Genomic DNA, 17,953 nt, shown 5'->3' with positions numbered 1-17,953 from the left:
AGGTTATTAAACTCATGGCACTCGTCGGCATTTTCTTTGGTAGCGATACAGGCAATACCGAAAACATTGCAAAAATGATCCAGAAGCAACTGGGGAAAGATGTTGCAGAAGTTCGTGATATTGCTAAAAGCAGCAAAGAAGACCTTGAAGCCTTTGATATTCTGCTGCTTGGCATCCCAACCTGGTACTACGGTGAAGCCCAGTGCGACTGGGATGACTTCTTCCCAACGCTGGAAGAAATCGACTTCAACGGTAAACTGGTTGCGCTGTTTGGTTGCGGCGATCAGGAAGACTATTCCGAGTATTTCTGCGATGCAATGGGCACCATCCGCGACATCATTGAGCCGAACGGCGCAGTGATTGTCGGCCACTGGCCGAGCGAAGGTTACCATTTCGAGGCTTCGAAAGGCATGGCAGATGATAACCATTTCCTTGGCCTGGCCATTGATGAAGATCGCCAGCCAGAGCTCACCAACGAACGCGTTGAAAATTGGGTAAAACAAATTTTTGATGAACTTCAGCTAAAAGATATCATCGAAGCATAACCATAGCCGCTTGATGTGGGAGCTATCTCACATCAAGTAAGTGGTTTTTCCTATAGAAGTAATAGATACATGTTTGTAACTTTCATCTGCAAAACTGTACAATAACCCCATCGGTTACCCGCTTACTCAGCACCTGCCCCACTCTTTGAGGATGTGAGTCGCCCAAAGAGCGGTGAAGATGATGCAGATTGAAATGTTAACCCAGCCTAATTCGGGCGCGTGCTACCCTGGATGTAATGACACTTATCCTTACATCCATTGCGGTTTCAGGCACCCCTTATGGTTTTCATTTCGGAGTATCAGTTCTATACTGAGACGCACTCATCTTTTAGCGTCGACCGATGTTCAGGGCTTTTCAGCCACTAAGTGACTAGCAAAGTAACAGGACAATATCCGCATGACTGACAATAACACCGCATTAAAGAAGGCCGGCCTGAAAGTCACGCTTCCCCGACTGAAAATTCTGGAAGTGCTTCAGGAACCAGAGGGCCATCATGTCAGTGCGGAAGACTTGTACAAACGCCTGATTGATATGGGCGAAGAAATTGGTCTGGCCACCGTTTACCGCGTGCTGAACCAATTTGATGATGCGGGGATCGTTACCCGCCATAACTTTGAAGGCGGTAAATCCGTTTTCGAACTGACTCAGCAGCACCATCACGATCACCTGATCTGCCTGGACTGCGGTAAAGTTATTGAGTTCAGAGACGAATACATTGAGGAACGTCAGCGTGAAATCGCCACGCGTCACGGTATCAAACTGAGCAACCATAGCCTGTATCTTTATGGCCATTGTTCTCTGGGTGACTGTCGTGAAGACGAGACTCTGCACGACAAATAATCTGCACTGTTCAGTGTAAAAACCGGTGGCTTGCCACCGGTTTTTTTATGCCTGCGTTATAGCGATTCCTCCCGGCTAAAACGCTGCCAATCTGTCTCAAAAGGTTATCGCGTATAGAGCGGCAGCCAGCCACCATATGAAAGCAACGAGACCACGGCATTCAGTGCACCAAACAGCAGAACCAGCACAATCGGTGCCATCCCCCCTCTGACTCGCCACGTGGCAGTGGCAAAACGTCGACGTGACTGCCAGGCTAGTAGCGCTGGCGTGACAACAGCCCACAACGTCGCGGCCAGCCCGGCATAACCGATTGCCAGCAGAAAACCGTTGGGCCAGATCATCGCGGCAGTTAGCGGCAGAATAAACGTCAGCAGCGTGGTTTTTAATCTTCCGGACGCGGAGTTATCCAGTTTAAAGAGATCGGCAAGGTAATCAAAAAAGCCAAGACTGACACCGAGGAATGAACAGGCAACGGCGAAGTTAGAGAAGATATCCAGTAACAGATTCAGAGAGCGATTGTGCAGTACGCCGGATAACGCCCCCACCAGTACGTCAATATTACCGCCTTGCGCGGCAATCGCTTTAAATTCGCTGCGGGGAATATTGCCCATCGTGCCGATGATCCAGATAAAGTAAATCATCAGAGCCAGCAGCGTGCCGTAAATCAGGCAACGGCTCACGCGGCCTGCATTCTTATGGTAGTAAGTCGTCAACCCGGCAATGTTGCCATGGTAGCCGAAGGAGGCCAGACAAAACGGCACCACTATCCAGAGATATCGCAGATAATCGCGATCGGCTCCCTGGCTGTCGAGCAGAATAGCCGGCTGAACATGCCACAGCAGGCCGCCAAAAATCATCAGAAAGGTGAGGATCTTCGCGCCGAGAAAAATCAGCGTCATCCGGCTGACAACCGCTGTTCCCAGCCAGATAAACAGCGCCACCAGTAGCGTAAAGAGCAGCCCAGCCATACGTGCCGATATTCCGACATTTAATTGATTGAGGCTGTGCTGAATAATCGCGCCACTGGCAGAAATGTACGCATAGGTGAGGATCCCCAGCACAAAGACCACGGACAAACCGTTGATCAGGTTCCAGCCACGCCCAAGTAAATCGCGTGTGACCGTATCAAAACTCGCCCCGATGGGATAATGCAGGCTGGCTTCCAGATACAGTAATCCGGACAGCAGCATACAGAACCAGGTCACGATCAGCAGCGCGGAGGACCAGGCAAACCAGGCACCGGACATCACTACCGGCAGCGAGAACATCCCGGCACCAATAATGGTGCCACTGATAATCAACGCCCCCCAGAGTGTTGACGGCAGACGAACAGCAGAAGCAGGTGTAGCCATGAAATCCCTTAGCGAATGCAATAAATAACATGCCATAAACCGGGATAATCCACTGGCTAAACGGCAATAATGCCGCATAGTCTACACAGAATCACACTCACGAACTAGTACAGTAATTAACTGACCACCATTGTTTCCTGCAAATAGCGCCAGCGAGGTGGCGTACAACCACAATCAATCACCGCCAGTGAAATACGGTGGGTATGATTATCACCCTGCTGTTGTAGCTCGTGATACTGGATCGCTACTTCCTGGCCAAACTGAGAGATCACTTTGCAGTGTTCAATCGTGATAGCAACACCCTGCCGTTCGCCGACCAGACGAGTGAACAGCGCAGTCACCTCCTCCATCGACAGACTTTTTCCGCTGGGCGCGACCATGATAAAATCGGGTTCAAAATGTCGCAACAGCTCAGGGACAAAGCTCCCATCTCCGTGAAACACTTTCTCAATAAGCTGATGCAGTACAATGATACTTTCACAGGCTTTTTCGGTTAACGCTGACATACAACATCCTTATGACGGGCGTGGCGATAAATCATCCACAAGGGGAACAGGCCGGTAACTGCGGCAACAACAAAGACCTGATGATAAGACTGAGCAGCAGAATAGTGGCGGCTCATCAACGTAAACAGCAGTGTAAACAATGCGGCGCCGAGGCTGAATGAAAGCTGACGATTAATATTCCATATCACACTGGCCCGCGTCATCTGCTCATCGTGAAAATCAGTCAGAGCACTGGTTTGTGCCGTATTGGCACTGATTCCACCGCCAATCCCCATCAGCAGATAAGCCGCATTCAATAGCATCACCTGTTCGGGACTCTGTACCAGCGCCAGCAGCACGATGCCGCCTGCATGTAAGACCAACCCACAGCTGAACAGGGTCAGTGCGCCCAGACAATGGTAAAGACGACCACATACCAGCATCGCCACCAGTGCCCCACCACCGTACAGCAGCATAAATGCTCCACAACGTTCGGCAGAAAAATGCAGGCACTGTTGCAGATAAAAAATGTTGAGCAGGTTCACACCGGTGAAGATGCCCGGCACGGCGTAGTAAATGACCACCGCCAGCTTTAGCCAGGGATTACGCAACAGCTTCAAATCAATCACCGCCTGGGGTTGACGATGGTAATGGCGCAAATAGCCGATAGCCAGGCCCAACGCGGCCAGCAGCCATAACGATGCAGAAATAAGAGACCCCGCCTCCGCAAGCTGCGACAACCCAAGCAGAACGGCAGCCAGTGCCAGGCACACCAGCAGAATGCCACGGATATCAGGCCGGACTGCCACCCGCGTTTCACGCTGCACCCACAGCGCGGCCAGCGCAGCGGCCAACAGGCTGAACGGAATATTGCACCAGAAAATCCAGCGCCATGAGAGGCTGTCGACAATCATGCCGCCCAGCAGCGGCGACAGTGCTGGCGCAATCAATGCCACGCTCATAATCAGGGTCGATATGGTTGCCCGTTCCTTGCCCTTAAACAGATTAAATGTCAGAGCCTGCCCCACCGGGATGAGCAACCCTCCCGCCATACCCTGTACAAAACGCCACATTACCAACGTGATAAACGTATCTGCCAGACCGCAGCCCAGTGCCGCCAGGCTGAACAGCAACATCGAGGCCACCAGCACCCGGCGAGCACCATAACGCCCGGCAAGCCAGCTGCTGATTGGGATAATCACCGTCAAGCCGAGTATATAGCTGTTGGCCACCCAGCCGAGCGAACCGCTGGCTATACGCAGTTCTCCCGCCATCTCCGGCAGCGCAATCGCCGACATAAAAATATTAATACAATCAATAAAGAAGCCGAGCAGGAAAATTACTGCTATGCGGTAGCGATAGCTCATAGTCATACCTCCGGGCGCAGCATAGCGGCGATTGACCACGGAGATCGACTGGCATACAGTGAAAAGATTGTTCGATATAAGTAAACAATCCCATGCATGCTCAACTGGATAAAATTCACACTTTTTTGCGGTCGTGGAAAGCGGCAGTTTTACCCGTGCCGCCGATAATCTCGGCTTAAGTAAGGCGATGGTCAGCCTGCATATTAAGACACTGGAACAGGTACTCGGCGTCGCCCTGCTGACGCGCAATACCCGTAACCTGGCGCTGACAGAGAGCGGAAGCCAGCTCTACCAGGATTTTAAGGGGATCTTCTGCGATATCGACCTTGCCGTAAGTCGCATCACCGATGACAGCCAGCCGCTATCGGGGGAACTGCGTATCACCTCCACCTGGGAGTATGGCCAGCAGTTCCTGATGCCACCCGTAGCCCGTTTTTGCCAGCGTCACCCCGCGCTCACCCTGAGCTATAACGTCGGTGCCTCGCTTGATGACCTGGTGAGCAACAAACTGGATGTGGCTATCCGCCTCGGCACACTGCGCGACTCCTCGCTAAAGAGTCGCAAATTGGGGGAATACCGTATTGTGCTGGTGGCGTCGCCGCTGCTGATGGCGCGCTATTCGCTGCAACAGCTCAGTGAGGTGGGCACCCTGCCATGGATACACAACAGTAATCTCTCCCATCCCGGCCGCTGGCATTTCCAGCGCGGGCAGGATCGTTGTGAAGTGAAAAGCGAAGCACGTTACAGCGCCAATTCTGCGCAGATTATGCGCCAGATGGCACTGGCCGGAATGGGCGTGGCGGTGCTGCCTGAATGGCTGGTGACAGACGATCTGGCCAGCGGAGAATTACAGCTTCTGTTCAATGACTGGCAGCTACCGGTACAGCCCGTCAGCGCTGTCTTTGCCACCCGCACCGCTCTGCCGCGTAAAACGCGGATGTTTATTGATTATCTGTGTGCCGAATTATAAGTAGCAGACGAAAAAAAGGCCGCATCGGCGGCCTTTTATCAGCAAATAGCGGTTTACTCGCCCACTTTTGCCCAGGTATCACGCAGGCCAACGGTGCGGTTAAACACCAGATTGCTGGCACTGGAATACACGCTATCGGCACAGAAATAACCTTCGCGCTCAAACTGATACGGCGCAGAGGCTTCCGCCTGCTGCATACCCGGCTCAACAAAGCCCTGGCGGATCACTAAAGAATCCGGGTTGATGCTGGCGAGGAAGTCTTCTGCCGCTGCCGGGTTCGGCACGCTGAACAGGCGATCATAAAGACGGAACTCCGCTGGCAGCGCATGAACAGCCGATACCCAGTGGATCACGCCCTTCACTTTACGGCCGTCAGCCGGATCTTTGCTCAGAGTATCCACATCGCAGGTACAGAACAGGCAGGTGATGTTGCCTTCGTCATCTTTCGCCACACGCTCGGCTTTGATCACGTAAGCGTTACGCAGGCGGACTTCTTTGCCCAGCACCAGACGTTTGTACTGCTTGTTCGCTTCTTCTCGGAAATCAGCGCGATCGATATAGATCTCACGGCTGAACGGCACTTCACGTGTTCCCATTTCGAGCTTGTTCGGATGATTCGGCATGCTAATCATCTCGTCATGATGCGCAGGCAGGTTTTCAATCACCACTTTAACCGGATCCATCACCGCCATCGCGCGCGGTGCATTTTCGTTCAGGTCGTCACGAATACAGGATTCCAGCGCAGCCATCTCAACGATATTATCCTGTTTTGTCACGCCGATACGGCGGCAAAACTCACGGATAGACTCAGCGCTGTAACCACGGCGACGCAGACCAGAAACAGTCAGCATGCGAGGATCGTCCCAGCCTTCCACCACATTCTCAGACACCAGCTGGCTCAATTTACGCTTAGACATAATGGCGTATTCGAGATTCAGACGGGAGAACTCATACTGACGCGGGTGAACGGGAATAGTGATGTTATCCAGCACCCAGTCGTACAGACGACGGTTGTCCTGGAACTCCAGCGTACACAGGGAGTGGGTAATGCCTTCCAGCGCATCCGAGATGCAGTGGGTAAAGTCGTACATCGGATAGATGCACCAGGCGTTACCGGTCTGATGATGTTCAGCAAATTTAATACGGTAAATCACCGGATCGCGCAGCACGATAAAGTTGGAAGCCATATCGATTTTAGCGCGCAGGCAGGCGGTGCCTTCGGCAAAGCCACCGGCACGCATTTTGGCAAACAGCGCCAGGTTCTCTTCCACACTGCGATCGCGGTAGGGACTGTTTTTACCCGCTGACGTCAGGCTGCCACGGTATTCACGGATCTGCTCAGGCGACAGTTCGTCAACATAAGCCAGCCCTTTGGTGATCAGTTCAACAGCATAGTTATGCAGCTGTTCAAAATAATCAGATGAGTAGCGTACTTCACCGCTCCACGTGAAACCCAGCCATTGCACATCACGCTTGATCGACTCAACAAACTCCAGATCTTCTTTCACCGGGTTGGTGTCATCGAAGCGCAGGTTGCACTGCCCCTGATAATCTTGTGCGATGCCAAAGTTCAGGCAGATCGATTTCGCATGACCAATATGCAGATAGCCATTCGGCTCAGGCGGGAAGCGGGTATGCACTGAGCTGTGCTTGCCGTTCGCCAGATCTTCGTCGATGATCTGACGAATAAAGTTAGTTGGGCGGGCTTCAGCCTCACTCATCTCAATTTCCTCAATAGTGCATGGCTTAAATTAGCTATGAAATAACGGAGTATGATCCACAAAGCAGAGAGGGGAAACAACCGTTTGTTGCGGGAATCACATAAAAAAAGGGCGGGAATCGCTTCCCGCCCTGTCACAGTCGCATCAGTCGACGGTGTTAGCCATTAATTTCAACGATTCGGGTCTCACCCGCTACCACGGTTTCACCGGCCAGCAGCGTTAATCCCGCGAAATCATCAATGTTGCTGATCACCACCGGACTGATCATCGAACGGGCATTCGCATTCAGGAAGACAAGGTCCATTTCCAGTACTGGCTGACCCGCCACTACCGTTGAGCCTTCTTCAGCCAGACGCGTAAACCCTTTACCTTCCAGTGCAACCGTATCCAGCCCCATGTGCACTACAATTTCGACGCCGTTTTCGGTTTCAAGACAGAATGCATGGTTAGTATTAAAGATTTTCACCAGCGTACCGGAAGCCGGAGCAACAACGGTGCTACCGGTTGGCAAGATGGCCAGGCCGTCGCCCACGGCTTTGCTGGCGAAGGCTTCATCAGGCACCTGGTCAATGGCAACAACCTTACCGCTAACCGGTGCAACCAGTGTACCGATCACCCCTTTAGCCGCATTGGGTATTGCCTGCGGAGCGGCGACTGGCGCAACAGGTTTCGAGCTCGCCGCTGCGGCAGCAACCGGGCCTTTAGCAATCTGCTTTTTCATCTCTTCGGCGATGGATTCTGCTTTCGCACCCACAATCACCTGAATGGTCTGCTTGTTCAGTTTCACCACCCCGGAAGCCCCCAGGCGTTTACACTGTGCATCATTCACCAGCGATGCATCTTTAACGGACAGACGCAGGCGAGTGATGCAGGCATCAATAACATTAAGGTTATCCGAGCCACCAATCGCACCAATATACTGGCGGGACAGGTCTGCCAGGCCCTCTTCGGTATTGCTGTTCGCTTCATCTTTTACCAGCAGGTCGCCTTCATCTTCGCGGCCTGGCGTTTTCAGATTGAGCATACGGATCACTGCGCTGAACAGAACGAAGTAGACTACAAAGGCCACCAGCCCCATCACCAGCAGCAACCACACATTCTGGCTGGCCGCAGGCAATTTATACATCAATACATAGTCGATGGCGCCCGCAGAGAAAGAGAACCCGGCATGAATGCCCAGCGTTGTCGCCACAAACAGACTGATGCCCGTCAGCAAGGCGTGGATCAGATACAGCATCGGCGCCAGGAACATAAACAGGAATTCCAGCGGCTCGGTCACACCCGTCAGGAATGCGGTCACCGCAACAGAAAGCAGCATACCGCCAACCATTGGACGGCGCGCTTTCGGTGCAGCCAGATACATCGCCAGTGCAGCACCCGGCAGACCAAACATCATGATCGGGAAGAACCCGGACATGAACATCCCCGCCGTGCCGTCACCCGCATAGAAGCGGTTGATATCACCGTGGACCACAGCACCGGCCGCATTGGTGAACTCACCAATCTGGAACCAGGCAATAGTGTTCAGCACCTGATGCAAACCGGTTGGGATCAGCAGACGGTTAACGAAACCGAAGATACCCGCACCGAAAGCCCCCTCAGAGACAATCCACTCACCGCCGGAATGAATTGCCGCCTGAACCGGAGGCCAGACATAACCAAACACCGCCGCCAGCACCAGACAGAAAAAGCCCGTCGCGATAGGTACGAAGCGTTTACCGCCAAAGAAGCTCAGGAAGTCAGGCAGTTTGATGTCAGCCCAGCGGTTGTAGGTCATACCGGCTATCAGGCCCGTAATAATCCCCGCCAGCACACCCATATTGACCGTTGGGTTGATGGTCACCATCGCTTTGGTCAGAATAAAGTAACCCACAGCACCAGCCAGCGCGGCAGCACCGGCGTTGTCTTTAGACCAGGTCGACGCCACACCGATAGCAAAAATCAGTGCGAGGTTGTCAAAAATCGCCCCGCCGCCCTGTGCAATAAACGGCATATTGAGTAAATCAGGCTGGCCGAAGCGCAGCATCAGTGCAGCAACAGGCAGCACGGCTATTGGCAGCTGTAACGACCGCCCTAATCTTTGAAAGAATCCTAAAATATTCACCATTTCCCCCTATGAGACCCGTTAAGGCGGCAAAAACCGTCTGTTTTTTTTCACGGTTTTTTTTTGTCAGCCCGACACTACACACCACGAAACGAAGTGTAAAAAAAAATTAATTCGCTTCGCAAATTAAACCGTCATATATGTGATTAAAATCACCTAAAAACGCATTATTCTTAGCATATGGCTGGTCAACAGCACAAACTTATTTTATGATTCGAAAAATCAAAACGGACAAATCCCTCTGTTGCATGATGGTAATCGCGTTACGCTTACCAGAACAACGACAGAGCACCGTTTTAACTTAATACCTAACTCTGCTTATATACGAGGTGCAACATGAGACTGATTCCTCTGGCAACACCAGCCCAGGTCGGAAAATGGGCGGCACGCCATATTGTAAATCGCATCAATGCGTTCAATCCTACCGCCGATCGTCCATTTGTCCTGGGCTTACCCACTGGCGGCACACCGCTGGAAGCCTATAAACATCTTACTGATATGCACAAAGCGGGCCAGGTCAGCTTCAAGCATGTTGTGACCTTCAATATGGATGAATATGTCGGCCTGCCGAAAGAGCACCCGGAAAGTTACCACAGTTTTATGTTCCGTAACTTTTTTGATCATGTTGATATTTCAAGTGAAAACATCAACCTTCTCAATGGTAATGCACCGGATATTGACGCAGAATGTCGCCAATATGAGGAAAAAATCCGTTCTTACGGCAAAATTCACCTGTTCATGGGTGGCGTAGGAAATGACGGACACATTGCCTTTAACGAACCCGCTTCCTCTCTGGCGTCTCGTACCCGTATTAAAACGCTGACTCACGATACCCGCATCGCCAACTCACGCTTCTTTGGTGGCGACGTCGACCAGGTGCCAAAATATGCCCTGACGGTGGGTGTGGGTACATTACTGGATGCAGAAGAGGTGATGATTCTGGTCACGGGCCATCTGAAAGCTCAGGCGCTGCAAGCCGCAGTAGAAGGCAACGTGAATCATATGTGGACCATCAGCTGTTTGCAGCTGCACGCGAAAGCGGTCGTGGTGTGTGATGAACCGTCCACGATGGAGCTGAAGATGAAAACCGTGAAGTATTTCCGCGAGATGGAAGCTGGAAATATTAAAGATCTGTGATCATCCCTGGTCGCTGTCGTCATTTCAGACCGGTGCCTGCCGGAGGGTTAGCGCCCTGCCGGCAGGACAAGAAATATCAGGAAAGTCAGGAGAACAACTATGTACGCATTAACCCAGGGCCGTATCTACACAGGCCATAAAATCCTCGATCGGCATGCGGTAGTGGTTGCCAATGGCCTGATCGATCGTATCTGCCCGCTGGAGGATCTGCCCGCTGGCATTGAAACTCGTCAGGTTGGCGGTGCGATTATTGCCCCTGGCTTTATTGACCTGCAGCTGAATGGCTGCGGCGGCGTGCAGTTTAACGATGATATTTCAGCGATCAGCGTAGAAACCCTGCAAATCATGCAGAAAGCCAATGAGAAGTCAGGTTGTACCAGCTTTCTGCCTACGCTTATCACCAGCACCGATGAGCTGATGAAACGTGCCGTTGAAGTGATGCGTGCCTGGCTGGCGCAGAACAGCAACCAGGCGCTCGGCCTGCATCTGGAAGGCCCCTGGCTCAATCCGTTGAAAAAAGGCACCCACAATCCAGACCTCATCCGTGCTCCGGATAGCGCGCTGGTCGATTTCCTGTGTGCCAACGCCGATGTCATCAGTAAGATTACCCTCGCGCCAGAAAAAGTAGACGCCGCGGTTGTTCGTCAACTGCGTGATGCCGGAATTATCATCTCTGCGGGCCATTCCCACGGTACTTATGACGAAGCGCTTGCCGGGATTGATGCCGGGGTCTCCTTTGCCACGCATTTATATAACGCTATGCCGACCACCAGCGGTCGTGAACCTGGATTAATCGGTGCGTTGTTTGATTCACCGGATGTCTGGTGCGGTATCATCGCCGACGGTTTACATGTCCATTACGCTAACATTCGTAATGCTAAACGAATCAAAGGCGACAAACTGATCCTCGTTACCGATGCCACGGCACCGGCGGGTGCTTCTATTGATCGGTTCATTTTTGCTGGTAAAACAATATACTATCGCAACGGGCTGTGTGTTGATGAGAACGGCACTCTGAGCGGATCTGCGCTAACTATGATTGAGGCTGTGGCAAACAGCGTCGAACACGTGGGCATTTCCCTTGACGAGGCGCTGCGTATGGCAACACTTTATCCGGCCCGCGCAATGGGGGTAGACACGCATTTAGGGTCAATTGAAGCCGGGAAAGTGGCTAATCTGACGGTGTTCACCCGCGATTACAAAATCACCCGGACTATCGTTAATGGTAACGAGGTCTTAAGCGAGTAGATATTTAATGACCACTGGCGGCCAGGCTCAAATTGGAAATGTTGATCTTGTTAAACAACTTAATGGTGCAGCCGTCTACCGGCTCATCGATCAGCAGGGCCCTATCTCACGAATCCAGATTGCCGAGCATAGTCAGCTCGCCCCCGCCAGTGTCACCAAGATCACGCGTCAGCTCATTGAGCGTGGTCTGATTAAAGAAGTTGACCAACAGGCTTCTACCGGGGGGCGCCGGGCGATTTCTATCATTACGGAAACCCGCGGATTTAATACCATTGGCGTGCGCCTTGGTCGCAACGATGCCACCGTCACCCTGTTTGATTTAAGCGGAAAATCGCTGGCGGAAGAGCACTACCCACTGCCAGAACGCACGCAGGAAACCCTCGAAAACGCGCTGTTTAAGGCCATTGCTGACTTTAGCGAACTGCATCAGCGCAAACTGCGCGAACTGATTGCGATCTCCGTCATTCTGCCAGGTCTGGTCGACCCGAAAAACGGTATTATTCGTTATATGCCACACATCAGCGTCAGCCACTGGCCGCTGGTCGCCAACCTGGAAAAACGATTCAATGTCACCAGTTTTGTCGGCCATGACATCCGTAGTCTGGCCCTGGCAGAGCACTATTTTGGCGCATCGCGCGATTGTGCTGACTCCATTTTGGTGCGTGTTCATCGGGGAACAGGTGCCGGGATTATTGCTAACGGCCAGATTTTCCTCGGCAGCAACGGCAACGTGGGTGAGCTGGGGCACATCCAGGTGGACCCGTTAGGCGAGCGTTGCCACTGCGGCAACTTTGGCTGTCTTGAAACTATCGCTGCCAACAGCGCCATTGAACATCGCGTGCGCCATCTACTCACGCAGGGTTATCCAAGTAGTCTCACCCTTGATGATTGTCAGATTCAACTTATCTGCCGTGCCGCCAATCGCGGAGATGCGCTATCAAGTGAAGTGATTGAACATGTTGGCCGTCACCTCGGCAAAGCAATCGCCATTGCCATTAATCTGTTCAATCCACAAAAAATTGTCATTGCCGGTGAAATTACGGAAGCAGATAAAGTGCTGCTGCCGGCAATTGAAGGCTGCATTAATACTCAGGCACTCAAAGCCTTCCGTAAAAATTTACCCGTTGTACGCTCGGAGATCGACCACCGATCGGCCATTGGTGCTTTTGCACTGGTGAAACGCGCCATGCTCAACGGAATTCTGCTTCAGCGCCTGCTGGAAGGTTAATTGAATGATGGACTCTGAACGCATGACGATAAAGAACGTAATCTGTGATATCGACGGCGTGCTGATGCACGACAATACTGCCGTCCCCGGCGCGCGTGAGTTTTTACAGCGCATCGTCGGCAATAATATGCCGCTGGTGGTGTTAACAAACTACCCTTCCCAAACCGCGATGGACCTGTCTAATCGCTTTGCCTCTGCCGGCATTGAACTGCCGGACAGCGTGTTCTATACCTCTGCCATGGCCACTGCGGACTTCCTGAAGCGTCAGGAAGGAAAAAAAGCCTATGTGGTTGGAGAAGGCGCGTTGATCCATGAGCTGTACAAAGCCGGATTTACGATTACCGATATCAATCCTGATTTCGTTATCGTCGGAGAAACCCGTTCCTTTAACTGGGACATGATGCATAAAGCCGCTTTCTTCGTGGCCAATGGTGCACGATTCATCGCAACTAACCCGGACAGCCGTGGACATGGCTTCTCACCAGCCTGTGGCGCGCTTTGCGCAGGTATCGAAAAAATATCCGGCCGTCAGCCTTTTTACGTCGGTAAACCCAGTCCGTGGATTATGCGTGCAGCACTGAATAAGATTCAGGCGCACTCCGAAGAAACGGTGATCGTAGGTGATAACCTGCGCACCGATATTCTTGCTGGCTTCCAGGCCGGGTTGGAAACCATTCTGGTTCTGTCGGGAGTTTCCAGCCTGAGTGACGTTGACGCGATGCCGTTCCGTCCTACCTGGATCTACCCTTCCGTTGCCGATATCGACATTATCTAGTTTTCTGCCCGGTCCGCCGGGCACCGCCCCCACGCTGTGCGCTTCTTGTTCACTTTTCACCATTCATTATCGATTCGTCAATAAAACTCCATTTAATTTGCATATCCACTAAGAATTCACCCTGGTCAACAGGCTATTTTTCACCTAATGACTAAATTACTTGCATCACCTCACTGGTTAGCGCATTTTCTTATACATCACGCGATATCTGTCGCTTTAAACCAATATCATCACCGCAAGGTAAGTCGTTAGGGAGCTGTTTATGTGTTCTATTTTTGGTGTACTCGATCTGAAAAGCGATCCTGTTGAACTGCGCAAGAAAGCCCTGGAGCTTTCACGTCTGATGCGTCACCGTGGCCCGGACTGGTCCGGCGTGTATGCCGATGACAAAGCGATCCTCGTCCATGAGCGTCTGTCGATCGTTGACGTTAACAACGGCGCACAGCCGCTGTACAACGCAGCGCATACCCACGTACTTGCGGTGAACGGTGAAATTTACAACCATCAGGCGCTGCGCGCTGAACTGAGCGATCGCTATGAGTTCCAGACCGAGTCTGACTGTGAAGTGATTCTCGCGCTGTATCAGGAAAAAGGCATCGATTTCCTCGATGACCTGCAAGGCATGTTTGCCTTCATTTTGTATGACAGTGTGAAAAACACCTGGTTAATCGGCCGTGACCATATCGGGATTATCCCGCTGTATATGGGCAACGACGAGCACGGTAACCTGTATGTCGCTTCCGAAATGAAAGCGCTGGTGCCTGTATGCCGCAGCATTAAAGAATTCCCACCGGGAAGTTATCTGTCCAGCACCGATGGCGAGATCCGCCGCTACTGGCAGCGTGACTGGTTTGACTATGCCGCAGTAGAAGAAAACGTCACTGATGCAGCGGCGTTGAAAAACGCACTGGAAGAGTCCGTTAAAAGCCATCTGATGTCAGATGTGCCTTACGGTGTCCTGCTGTCCGGTGGTCTGGATTCTTCGATTATCTCTGCCGTGACCAAACGTTTTGCGGCGAAGCGCGTAGAAGATCAGGATAAAAGCGAAGCCTGGTGGCCACAGCTGCACTCCTTTGCCGTTGGCCTGGAAGGATCGCCGGACCTGACCGCGGCGAAAGCCGTGGCAGAACATCTGGGTACCGTGCACCACGAAATTCATTTCACCGTGCAGGAAGGTCTCGATGCGATTCGCGATGTGATTTACCACATCGAAACCTATGATGTGACCACCATCCGCGCGTCTACGCCGATGTACCTGATGTCACGTAAAATCAAGGCAATGGGCATTAAGATGGTACTGTCCGGTGAAGGTGCTGACGAAGTGTTCGGCGGCTACCTTTACTTCCATAAAGCACCGAACGCCCGTGAATTCCACGAAGAGAACGTGCGTAAATTGCATGCACTGCATATGTTTGACTGTGCTCGCGCTAACAAGGCGATGTCAGCCTGGGGCGTGGAAGCGCGTGTACCGTTCCTGGATAAAAAATTCCTGGATGTGGCAATGCGCATCAACCCACAGGATAAAATGTGTGGTAGCAACGGTAAAATGGAAAAACACATCCTGCGTGAGTGTTTTGAATCTTACCTGCCAGCCAGCGTCGCATGGCGCCAGAAAGAGCAGTTCTCTGATGGTGTGGGCTACAGCTGGATTGATACCCTGAAAGAAGTGGCTGCAGAGCAGATTAGCGACCAGCAGTTGCAAACCGCCCACTTCCGTTTCGCGTACAACACGCCAACGTCTAAAGAAGCGTATTTGTACCGTGAAATCTTTGAAGAGCTGTTCCCGCTGCCAAGCGCAGCAGAATGCGTCCCTGGCGGCCCGTCAGTGGCCTGTTCGTCCGCTAAGGCCATAGAATGGGATGAAGCGTTCAAAAACATGGACGATCCATCAGGTCGCGCCGTAGGTGTGCACCAGTCTGCTTACTAATATGTTCTGATGAATCACCGCTAACGGGCCCTTGTGGCCCGTTTTTATTTAGCCGTTGCGTCTGTTAGCATCAGAATTCGTTGATTTTATCGTCATCCTGCTCACAAGGCAGTCAAACAACACGATTGTGACAAAAAACGGGAAAAAACTTGTTGACGCTTTTAGGCCAACTCCGCATAATGCGCCCCGCAACGCCGCAGAAGGTTACGCGAAAAAAGAAGGCTACTTAGCTCAGCTGGTTAGAGCACAGCACTCATAATGCTGGGGTCACAGGTTCGATTCCCGTAGTAGCCACCATCTTTTTTGCGCGGGAGTGGCGAAATTGGTAGACGCACCAGATTTAGGTTCTGGCGCCGCAAGGTGTGCGAGTTCAAGTCTCGCCTCCCGCACCATTTCCATAAGCGGTTTTGCACGGATGGGGTATCGCCAAGCGGTAAGGCACCGGTTTTTGATACCGGCATTCCCTGGTTCGAATCCAGGTACCCCAGCCATTTTTTTAGAAGTATGTTAGTATTGTAAAGCAGTAAAATTAGGCTACTTAGCTCAGCTGGTTAGAGCACAGCACTCATAATGCTGGGGTCACAGGTTCGATTCCCGTAGTAGCCACCAATTTTATTGGGGTGTCGCCAAGTGGTAAGGCTCTGGTTTCTGATACCAGCATTCCGGGGTTCGAATCCCTGCACCCCAGCCATATAAAGACGGCTGGTAGTACGAGTCGCAAAGAAGAAGACGCCTGGTTCGCCAGTCGCATAAAAAATTGGGGTGTCGCCAAGCGGTAAGGCACTGGTTTCTGATACCAGCATTCCGGGGTTCGAATCCCTGCACCCCAGCCATAAAGTATAAAAGCCTGCGCAAGCGGGCTTTTTTACGTCTGTAGTAAATCCAAACTAACGATCATGCAGGGGTTGGCCTTCTGTTTCGGTCAACCCGCAATCTCACAATCCCAGTGCGTACTTCAGCGCCTGCCGTTTTAACACGCCAGAATGCTGCGCCACTATCAGCCCCAGATTACGCACCACTTTAAGCGGCGCAGACTGGTTACTGAAGGCGAAATAGAACAGGTCCATACCACTTTGCATCAGCAGATTATCTTTCTGTCGTTTACGCTGATAACGCTGTAATACCGCCGTCGACGCCCAATCCTCAGCCCGCAGACGCGACTCGCTTAATACACTGATTAATGCATCAACATCACGATAGCCCAGATTTACACCCTGTCCGGCCAGCGGATTAATGGTGTGCGCAGCATCACCCACCAGCGCCAGGCCAGGGAGGACATAACGCGTGGCGTGACGACGAACCAACGGGAATGATCCAGCCGCAAACGGCGTAACCTGGCCGAGACGTGCCGGGAAATGCGCCTGAATCTCTTTTTGCAGCTGTGGCATCGTCATTGCTTGCAGTTGGCGAATACGCGCCGGGCTGTCGTACCACACCAGTGAAGCCCAGCGGTCAAACAGCGGCAGGAAAGCACGTGGCCCCTCCGGGGTAAACTGCTGCCAGGTGGTATCCCCGGCATCCTGTTCACAGCGAACGCTGATTAACATACAGGACTGAGCATAATTCCAGCCGTGAATACCAATGCCCGCTAACTGACGTACCTGCGAATTGGCACCATCGGCCCCCACGACCAGCCTGGCTGTGACTGTCTCACCGCTCTCCAACGCCAATTGCCAGCCACCGTTAACTTGCTGTAAATCGCGCAGGCGGGCCGGGCATAACAGCGCCACCTCCTGTTGTTGCAAACGCTGCCACAGCGCACGCTGCAATACGCTGTTTTCAACCATATAACCGAGCTCAGGTAAGCCGAGCGATTCAGCATCGAATCCGACATGCGCGGTCTGCCACTCCCAGGTCTCCAGCTTAAGATAAGGGACGCAGCGCATACCGAGCACTGCAGGCCAGACATCCAGCTGCTTCAGCAGTGCAACAGAGGCCGCACCAATGGCCGAAATTCGCACGTCAGGGGGGCTGGCTGCATCAAACGCGGCCGGTGCCGCCTGCTCCAGTACCGCGACCTGAAAACCCTGCTGTGCCAGCCCACTTGCCAGCGCAGCACCCACCATGCCGCCACCGACGATGGCCACATCTACTTTATGTTTTTTTTCCGTCATTTTTTTCCTTCTCCGGCCGTATCACGCGTGCTGTGCAGCTACACCTCACCGGCAGAATTCTGTTATCCTGATCGTTCGTAAGTGTACCGGATTTTTCTGTGACATTCAGAACACCGGCCTCACTGGCAGCGAAGCACTA

General features: G+C 52.4%; 14 protein-coding genes and 6 tRNA genes. 14 read left to right on the top strand and 6 right to left on the bottom strand.

Annotated elements, in window-relative coordinates; genetic code table 11:
* Window positions 1-14: 14 nt before the first annotated feature.
* Window positions 15-545 (top strand): flavodoxin FldA, encoded by a 531-nt coding sequence (fldA, locus tag LJN55_RS06285; RefSeq protein WP_227535870.1) that lies wholly within the window; start codon window positions 15-17, stop codon window positions 543-545.
* Window positions 546-942: 397 nt separating this feature from the next.
* On the top strand, window positions 943-1,386 hold the full coding sequence (gene fur / locus LJN55_RS06280; RefSeq protein ID WP_062748415.1) for a ferric iron uptake transcriptional regulator: 444 nt from the start codon (window positions 943-945) through the stop codon (window positions 1,384-1,386).
* Between the two features lie 104 nt (window positions 1,387-1,490).
* On the opposite strand, the gene mtr is transcribed toward fur, so the two are convergent.
* From mtr to LJN55_RS06265, 3 genes are all read right to left on the bottom strand, one after another.
* Window positions 1,491-2,738, bottom strand: a complete 1,248-nt coding sequence (gene mtr, locus LJN55_RS06275) for a tryptophan permease (protein ID WP_133845552.1) — start codon at window positions 2,736-2,738, stop codon at window positions 1,491-1,493.
* A gap of 116 nt (window positions 2,739-2,854) precedes the next feature.
* Window positions 2,855-3,244 carry a hypothetical protein gene (locus LJN55_RS06270; RefSeq protein ID WP_159337435.1) on the bottom strand — a complete coding sequence of 130 codons (390 nt, stop codon included), beginning with the start codon at window positions 3,242-3,244 and terminating at the stop codon, window positions 2,855-2,857.
* Window positions 3,232-4,590, bottom strand: a complete 1,359-nt coding sequence (locus tag LJN55_RS06265) for an MFS transporter (protein ID WP_227535869.1) — start codon at window positions 4,588-4,590, stop codon at window positions 3,232-3,234. Before LJN55_RS06265 ends, LJN55_RS06270 begins: the two co-directional genes overlap by 13 nt.
* 133 nt (window positions 4,591-4,723) lie before the next feature.
* Between LJN55_RS06265 and LJN55_RS06260 the strand changes: the two genes are divergently transcribed.
* Complete coding sequence (locus LJN55_RS06260) at window positions 4,724-5,560, top strand: LysR family transcriptional regulator (RefSeq protein WP_227535868.1); 837 nt, start codon at window positions 4,724-4,726, stop codon at window positions 5,558-5,560.
* Window positions 5,561-5,613: 53 nt separating this feature from the next.
* On the opposite strand, the gene glnS is transcribed toward LJN55_RS06260, so the two are convergent.
* Together glnS and nagE are read right to left on the bottom strand one after the other, a co-directional pair.
* Window positions 5,614-7,281, bottom strand: coding sequence for a glutamine--tRNA ligase (gene glnS / locus LJN55_RS06255; RefSeq protein ID WP_227535867.1), 1,668 nt, complete (start codon window positions 7,279-7,281; stop codon window positions 5,614-5,616).
* Between the two features lie 157 nt (window positions 7,282-7,438).
* Window positions 7,439-9,385 carry a PTS N-acetyl glucosamine transporter subunit IIABC gene (nagE, locus tag LJN55_RS06250; protein WP_133845774.1) on the bottom strand — a complete coding sequence of 649 codons (1,947 nt, stop codon included), beginning with the start codon at window positions 9,383-9,385 and terminating at the stop codon, window positions 7,439-7,441.
* 336 nt (window positions 9,386-9,721) lie between these two features.
* Here nagE and nagB point away from each other — a divergent pair, with 336 nt between their 5' ends.
* From nagB to LJN55_RS06195, 11 genes are all read left to right on the top strand, one after another.
* The gene (gene nagB / locus LJN55_RS06245) at window positions 9,722-10,522 is read left to right on the top strand and encodes a glucosamine-6-phosphate deaminase (protein WP_227535866.1); all 801 of its coding nucleotides are present in this window, start codon (window positions 9,722-9,724) and stop codon (window positions 10,520-10,522) included.
* A gap of 99 nt (window positions 10,523-10,621) precedes the next feature.
* A complete protein-coding gene (gene nagA / locus LJN55_RS06240; RefSeq protein WP_133845564.1) occupies window positions 10,622-11,770 on the top strand; it encodes an N-acetylglucosamine-6-phosphate deacetylase in 1,149 nt (382 codons plus the stop codon).
* 7 nt (window positions 11,771-11,777) lie between these two features.
* Window positions 11,778-12,998 carry a DNA-binding transcriptional regulator NagC gene (gene nagC, locus LJN55_RS06235; protein WP_133845566.1) on the top strand — a complete coding sequence of 407 codons (1,221 nt, stop codon included), beginning with the start codon at window positions 11,778-11,780 and terminating at the stop codon, window positions 12,996-12,998.
* 22 nt (window positions 12,999-13,020) lie between these two features.
* Window positions 13,021-13,773, top strand: coding sequence for an HAD-IIA family hydrolase (locus LJN55_RS06230; RefSeq protein WP_133845775.1), 753 nt, complete (start codon window positions 13,021-13,023; stop codon window positions 13,771-13,773).
* Window positions 13,774-14,035: 262 nt separating this feature from the next.
* Window positions 14,036-15,700 (top strand): asparagine synthase B, encoded by a 1,665-nt coding sequence (asnB, locus tag LJN55_RS06225; RefSeq protein ID WP_133845568.1) that lies wholly within the window; start codon window positions 14,036-14,038, stop codon window positions 15,698-15,700.
* Window positions 15,701-15,920: 220 nt separating this feature from the next.
* A tRNA-Met gene (locus tag LJN55_RS06220) sits at window positions 15,921-15,997 on the top strand.
* 10 nt (window positions 15,998-16,007) lie between these two features.
* Window positions 16,008-16,092 (top strand) — tRNA-Leu (locus tag LJN55_RS06215).
* 24 nt (window positions 16,093-16,116) lie between these two features.
* Window positions 16,117-16,191 (top strand) — tRNA-Gln (locus LJN55_RS06210).
* A 41-nt stretch (window positions 16,192-16,232) separates the two neighbouring features.
* Window positions 16,233-16,309: transfer RNA gene (locus tag LJN55_RS06205), tRNA-Met, on the top strand.
* A 7-nt stretch (window positions 16,310-16,316) separates the two neighbouring features.
* A tRNA-Gln gene (locus LJN55_RS06200) sits at window positions 16,317-16,391 on the top strand.
* 67 nt (window positions 16,392-16,458) lie between these two features.
* A tRNA-Gln gene (locus tag LJN55_RS06195) sits at window positions 16,459-16,533 on the top strand.
* A 102-nt stretch (window positions 16,534-16,635) separates the two neighbouring features.
* On the opposite strand, the gene ubiF is transcribed toward LJN55_RS06195, so the two are convergent.
* The gene (ubiF, locus tag LJN55_RS06190; protein WP_227535865.1) at window positions 16,636-17,814 is read right to left on the bottom strand and encodes a 3-demethoxyubiquinol 3-hydroxylase; all 1,179 of its coding nucleotides are present in this window, start codon (window positions 17,812-17,814) and stop codon (window positions 16,636-16,638) included.
* Between the last annotated feature and the right edge of the window lie 139 nt (window positions 17,815-17,953).

Source organism: Erwinia rhapontici, assembly GCF_020683125.1.
Classification (GTDB): domain Bacteria; phylum Pseudomonadota; class Gammaproteobacteria; order Enterobacterales; family Enterobacteriaceae; genus Erwinia; species Erwinia rhapontici.
This window is presented reverse-complemented; position numbering and strand designations above follow the sequence as displayed.

Excerpts from the sequence above, each read along its gene's own strand:
- fldA (WP_227535870.1), top strand. The coding sequence starts at position 15 with ATGGCACTCGTCGGCATTTTCTTTGGTAGCGATACAGGCAATACCGAA.
- fur (WP_062748415.1), top strand. The coding sequence starts at position 943 with ATGACTGACAATAACACCGCATTAAAGAAGGCCGGCCTGAAAGTCACG.
- mtr (WP_133845552.1), bottom strand. The coding sequence starts at position 2,738 with ATGGCTACACCTGCTTCTGCTGTTCGTCTGCCGTCAACACTCTGGGGG.
- LJN55_RS06270 (WP_159337435.1), bottom strand. The coding sequence starts at position 3,244 with ATGTCAGCGTTAACCGAAAAAGCCTGTGAAAGTATCATTGTACTGCAT.
- LJN55_RS06265 (WP_227535869.1), bottom strand. The coding sequence starts at position 4,590 with ATGAGCTATCGCTACCGCATAGCAGTAATTTTCCTGCTCGGCTTCTTT.
- glnS (WP_227535867.1), bottom strand. The coding sequence starts at position 7,281 with ATGAGTGAGGCTGAAGCCCGCCCAACTAACTTTATTCGTCAGATCATC.
- nagB (WP_227535866.1), top strand. The coding sequence starts at position 9,722 with ATGAGACTGATTCCTCTGGCAACACCAGCCCAGGTCGGAAAATGGGCG.
- nagA (WP_133845564.1), top strand. The coding sequence starts at position 10,622 with ATGTACGCATTAACCCAGGGCCGTATCTACACAGGCCATAAAATCCTC.
- nagC (WP_133845566.1), top strand. The coding sequence starts at position 11,778 with ATGACCACTGGCGGCCAGGCTCAAATTGGAAATGTTGATCTTGTTAAA.
- LJN55_RS06230 (WP_133845775.1), top strand. The coding sequence starts at position 13,021 with ATGACGATAAAGAACGTAATCTGTGATATCGACGGCGTGCTGATGCAC.
- asnB (WP_133845568.1), top strand. The coding sequence starts at position 14,036 with ATGTGTTCTATTTTTGGTGTACTCGATCTGAAAAGCGATCCTGTTGAA.
- ubiF (WP_227535865.1), bottom strand. The coding sequence starts at position 17,814 with ATGACGGAAAAAAAACATAAAGTAGATGTGGCCATCGTCGGTGGCGGC.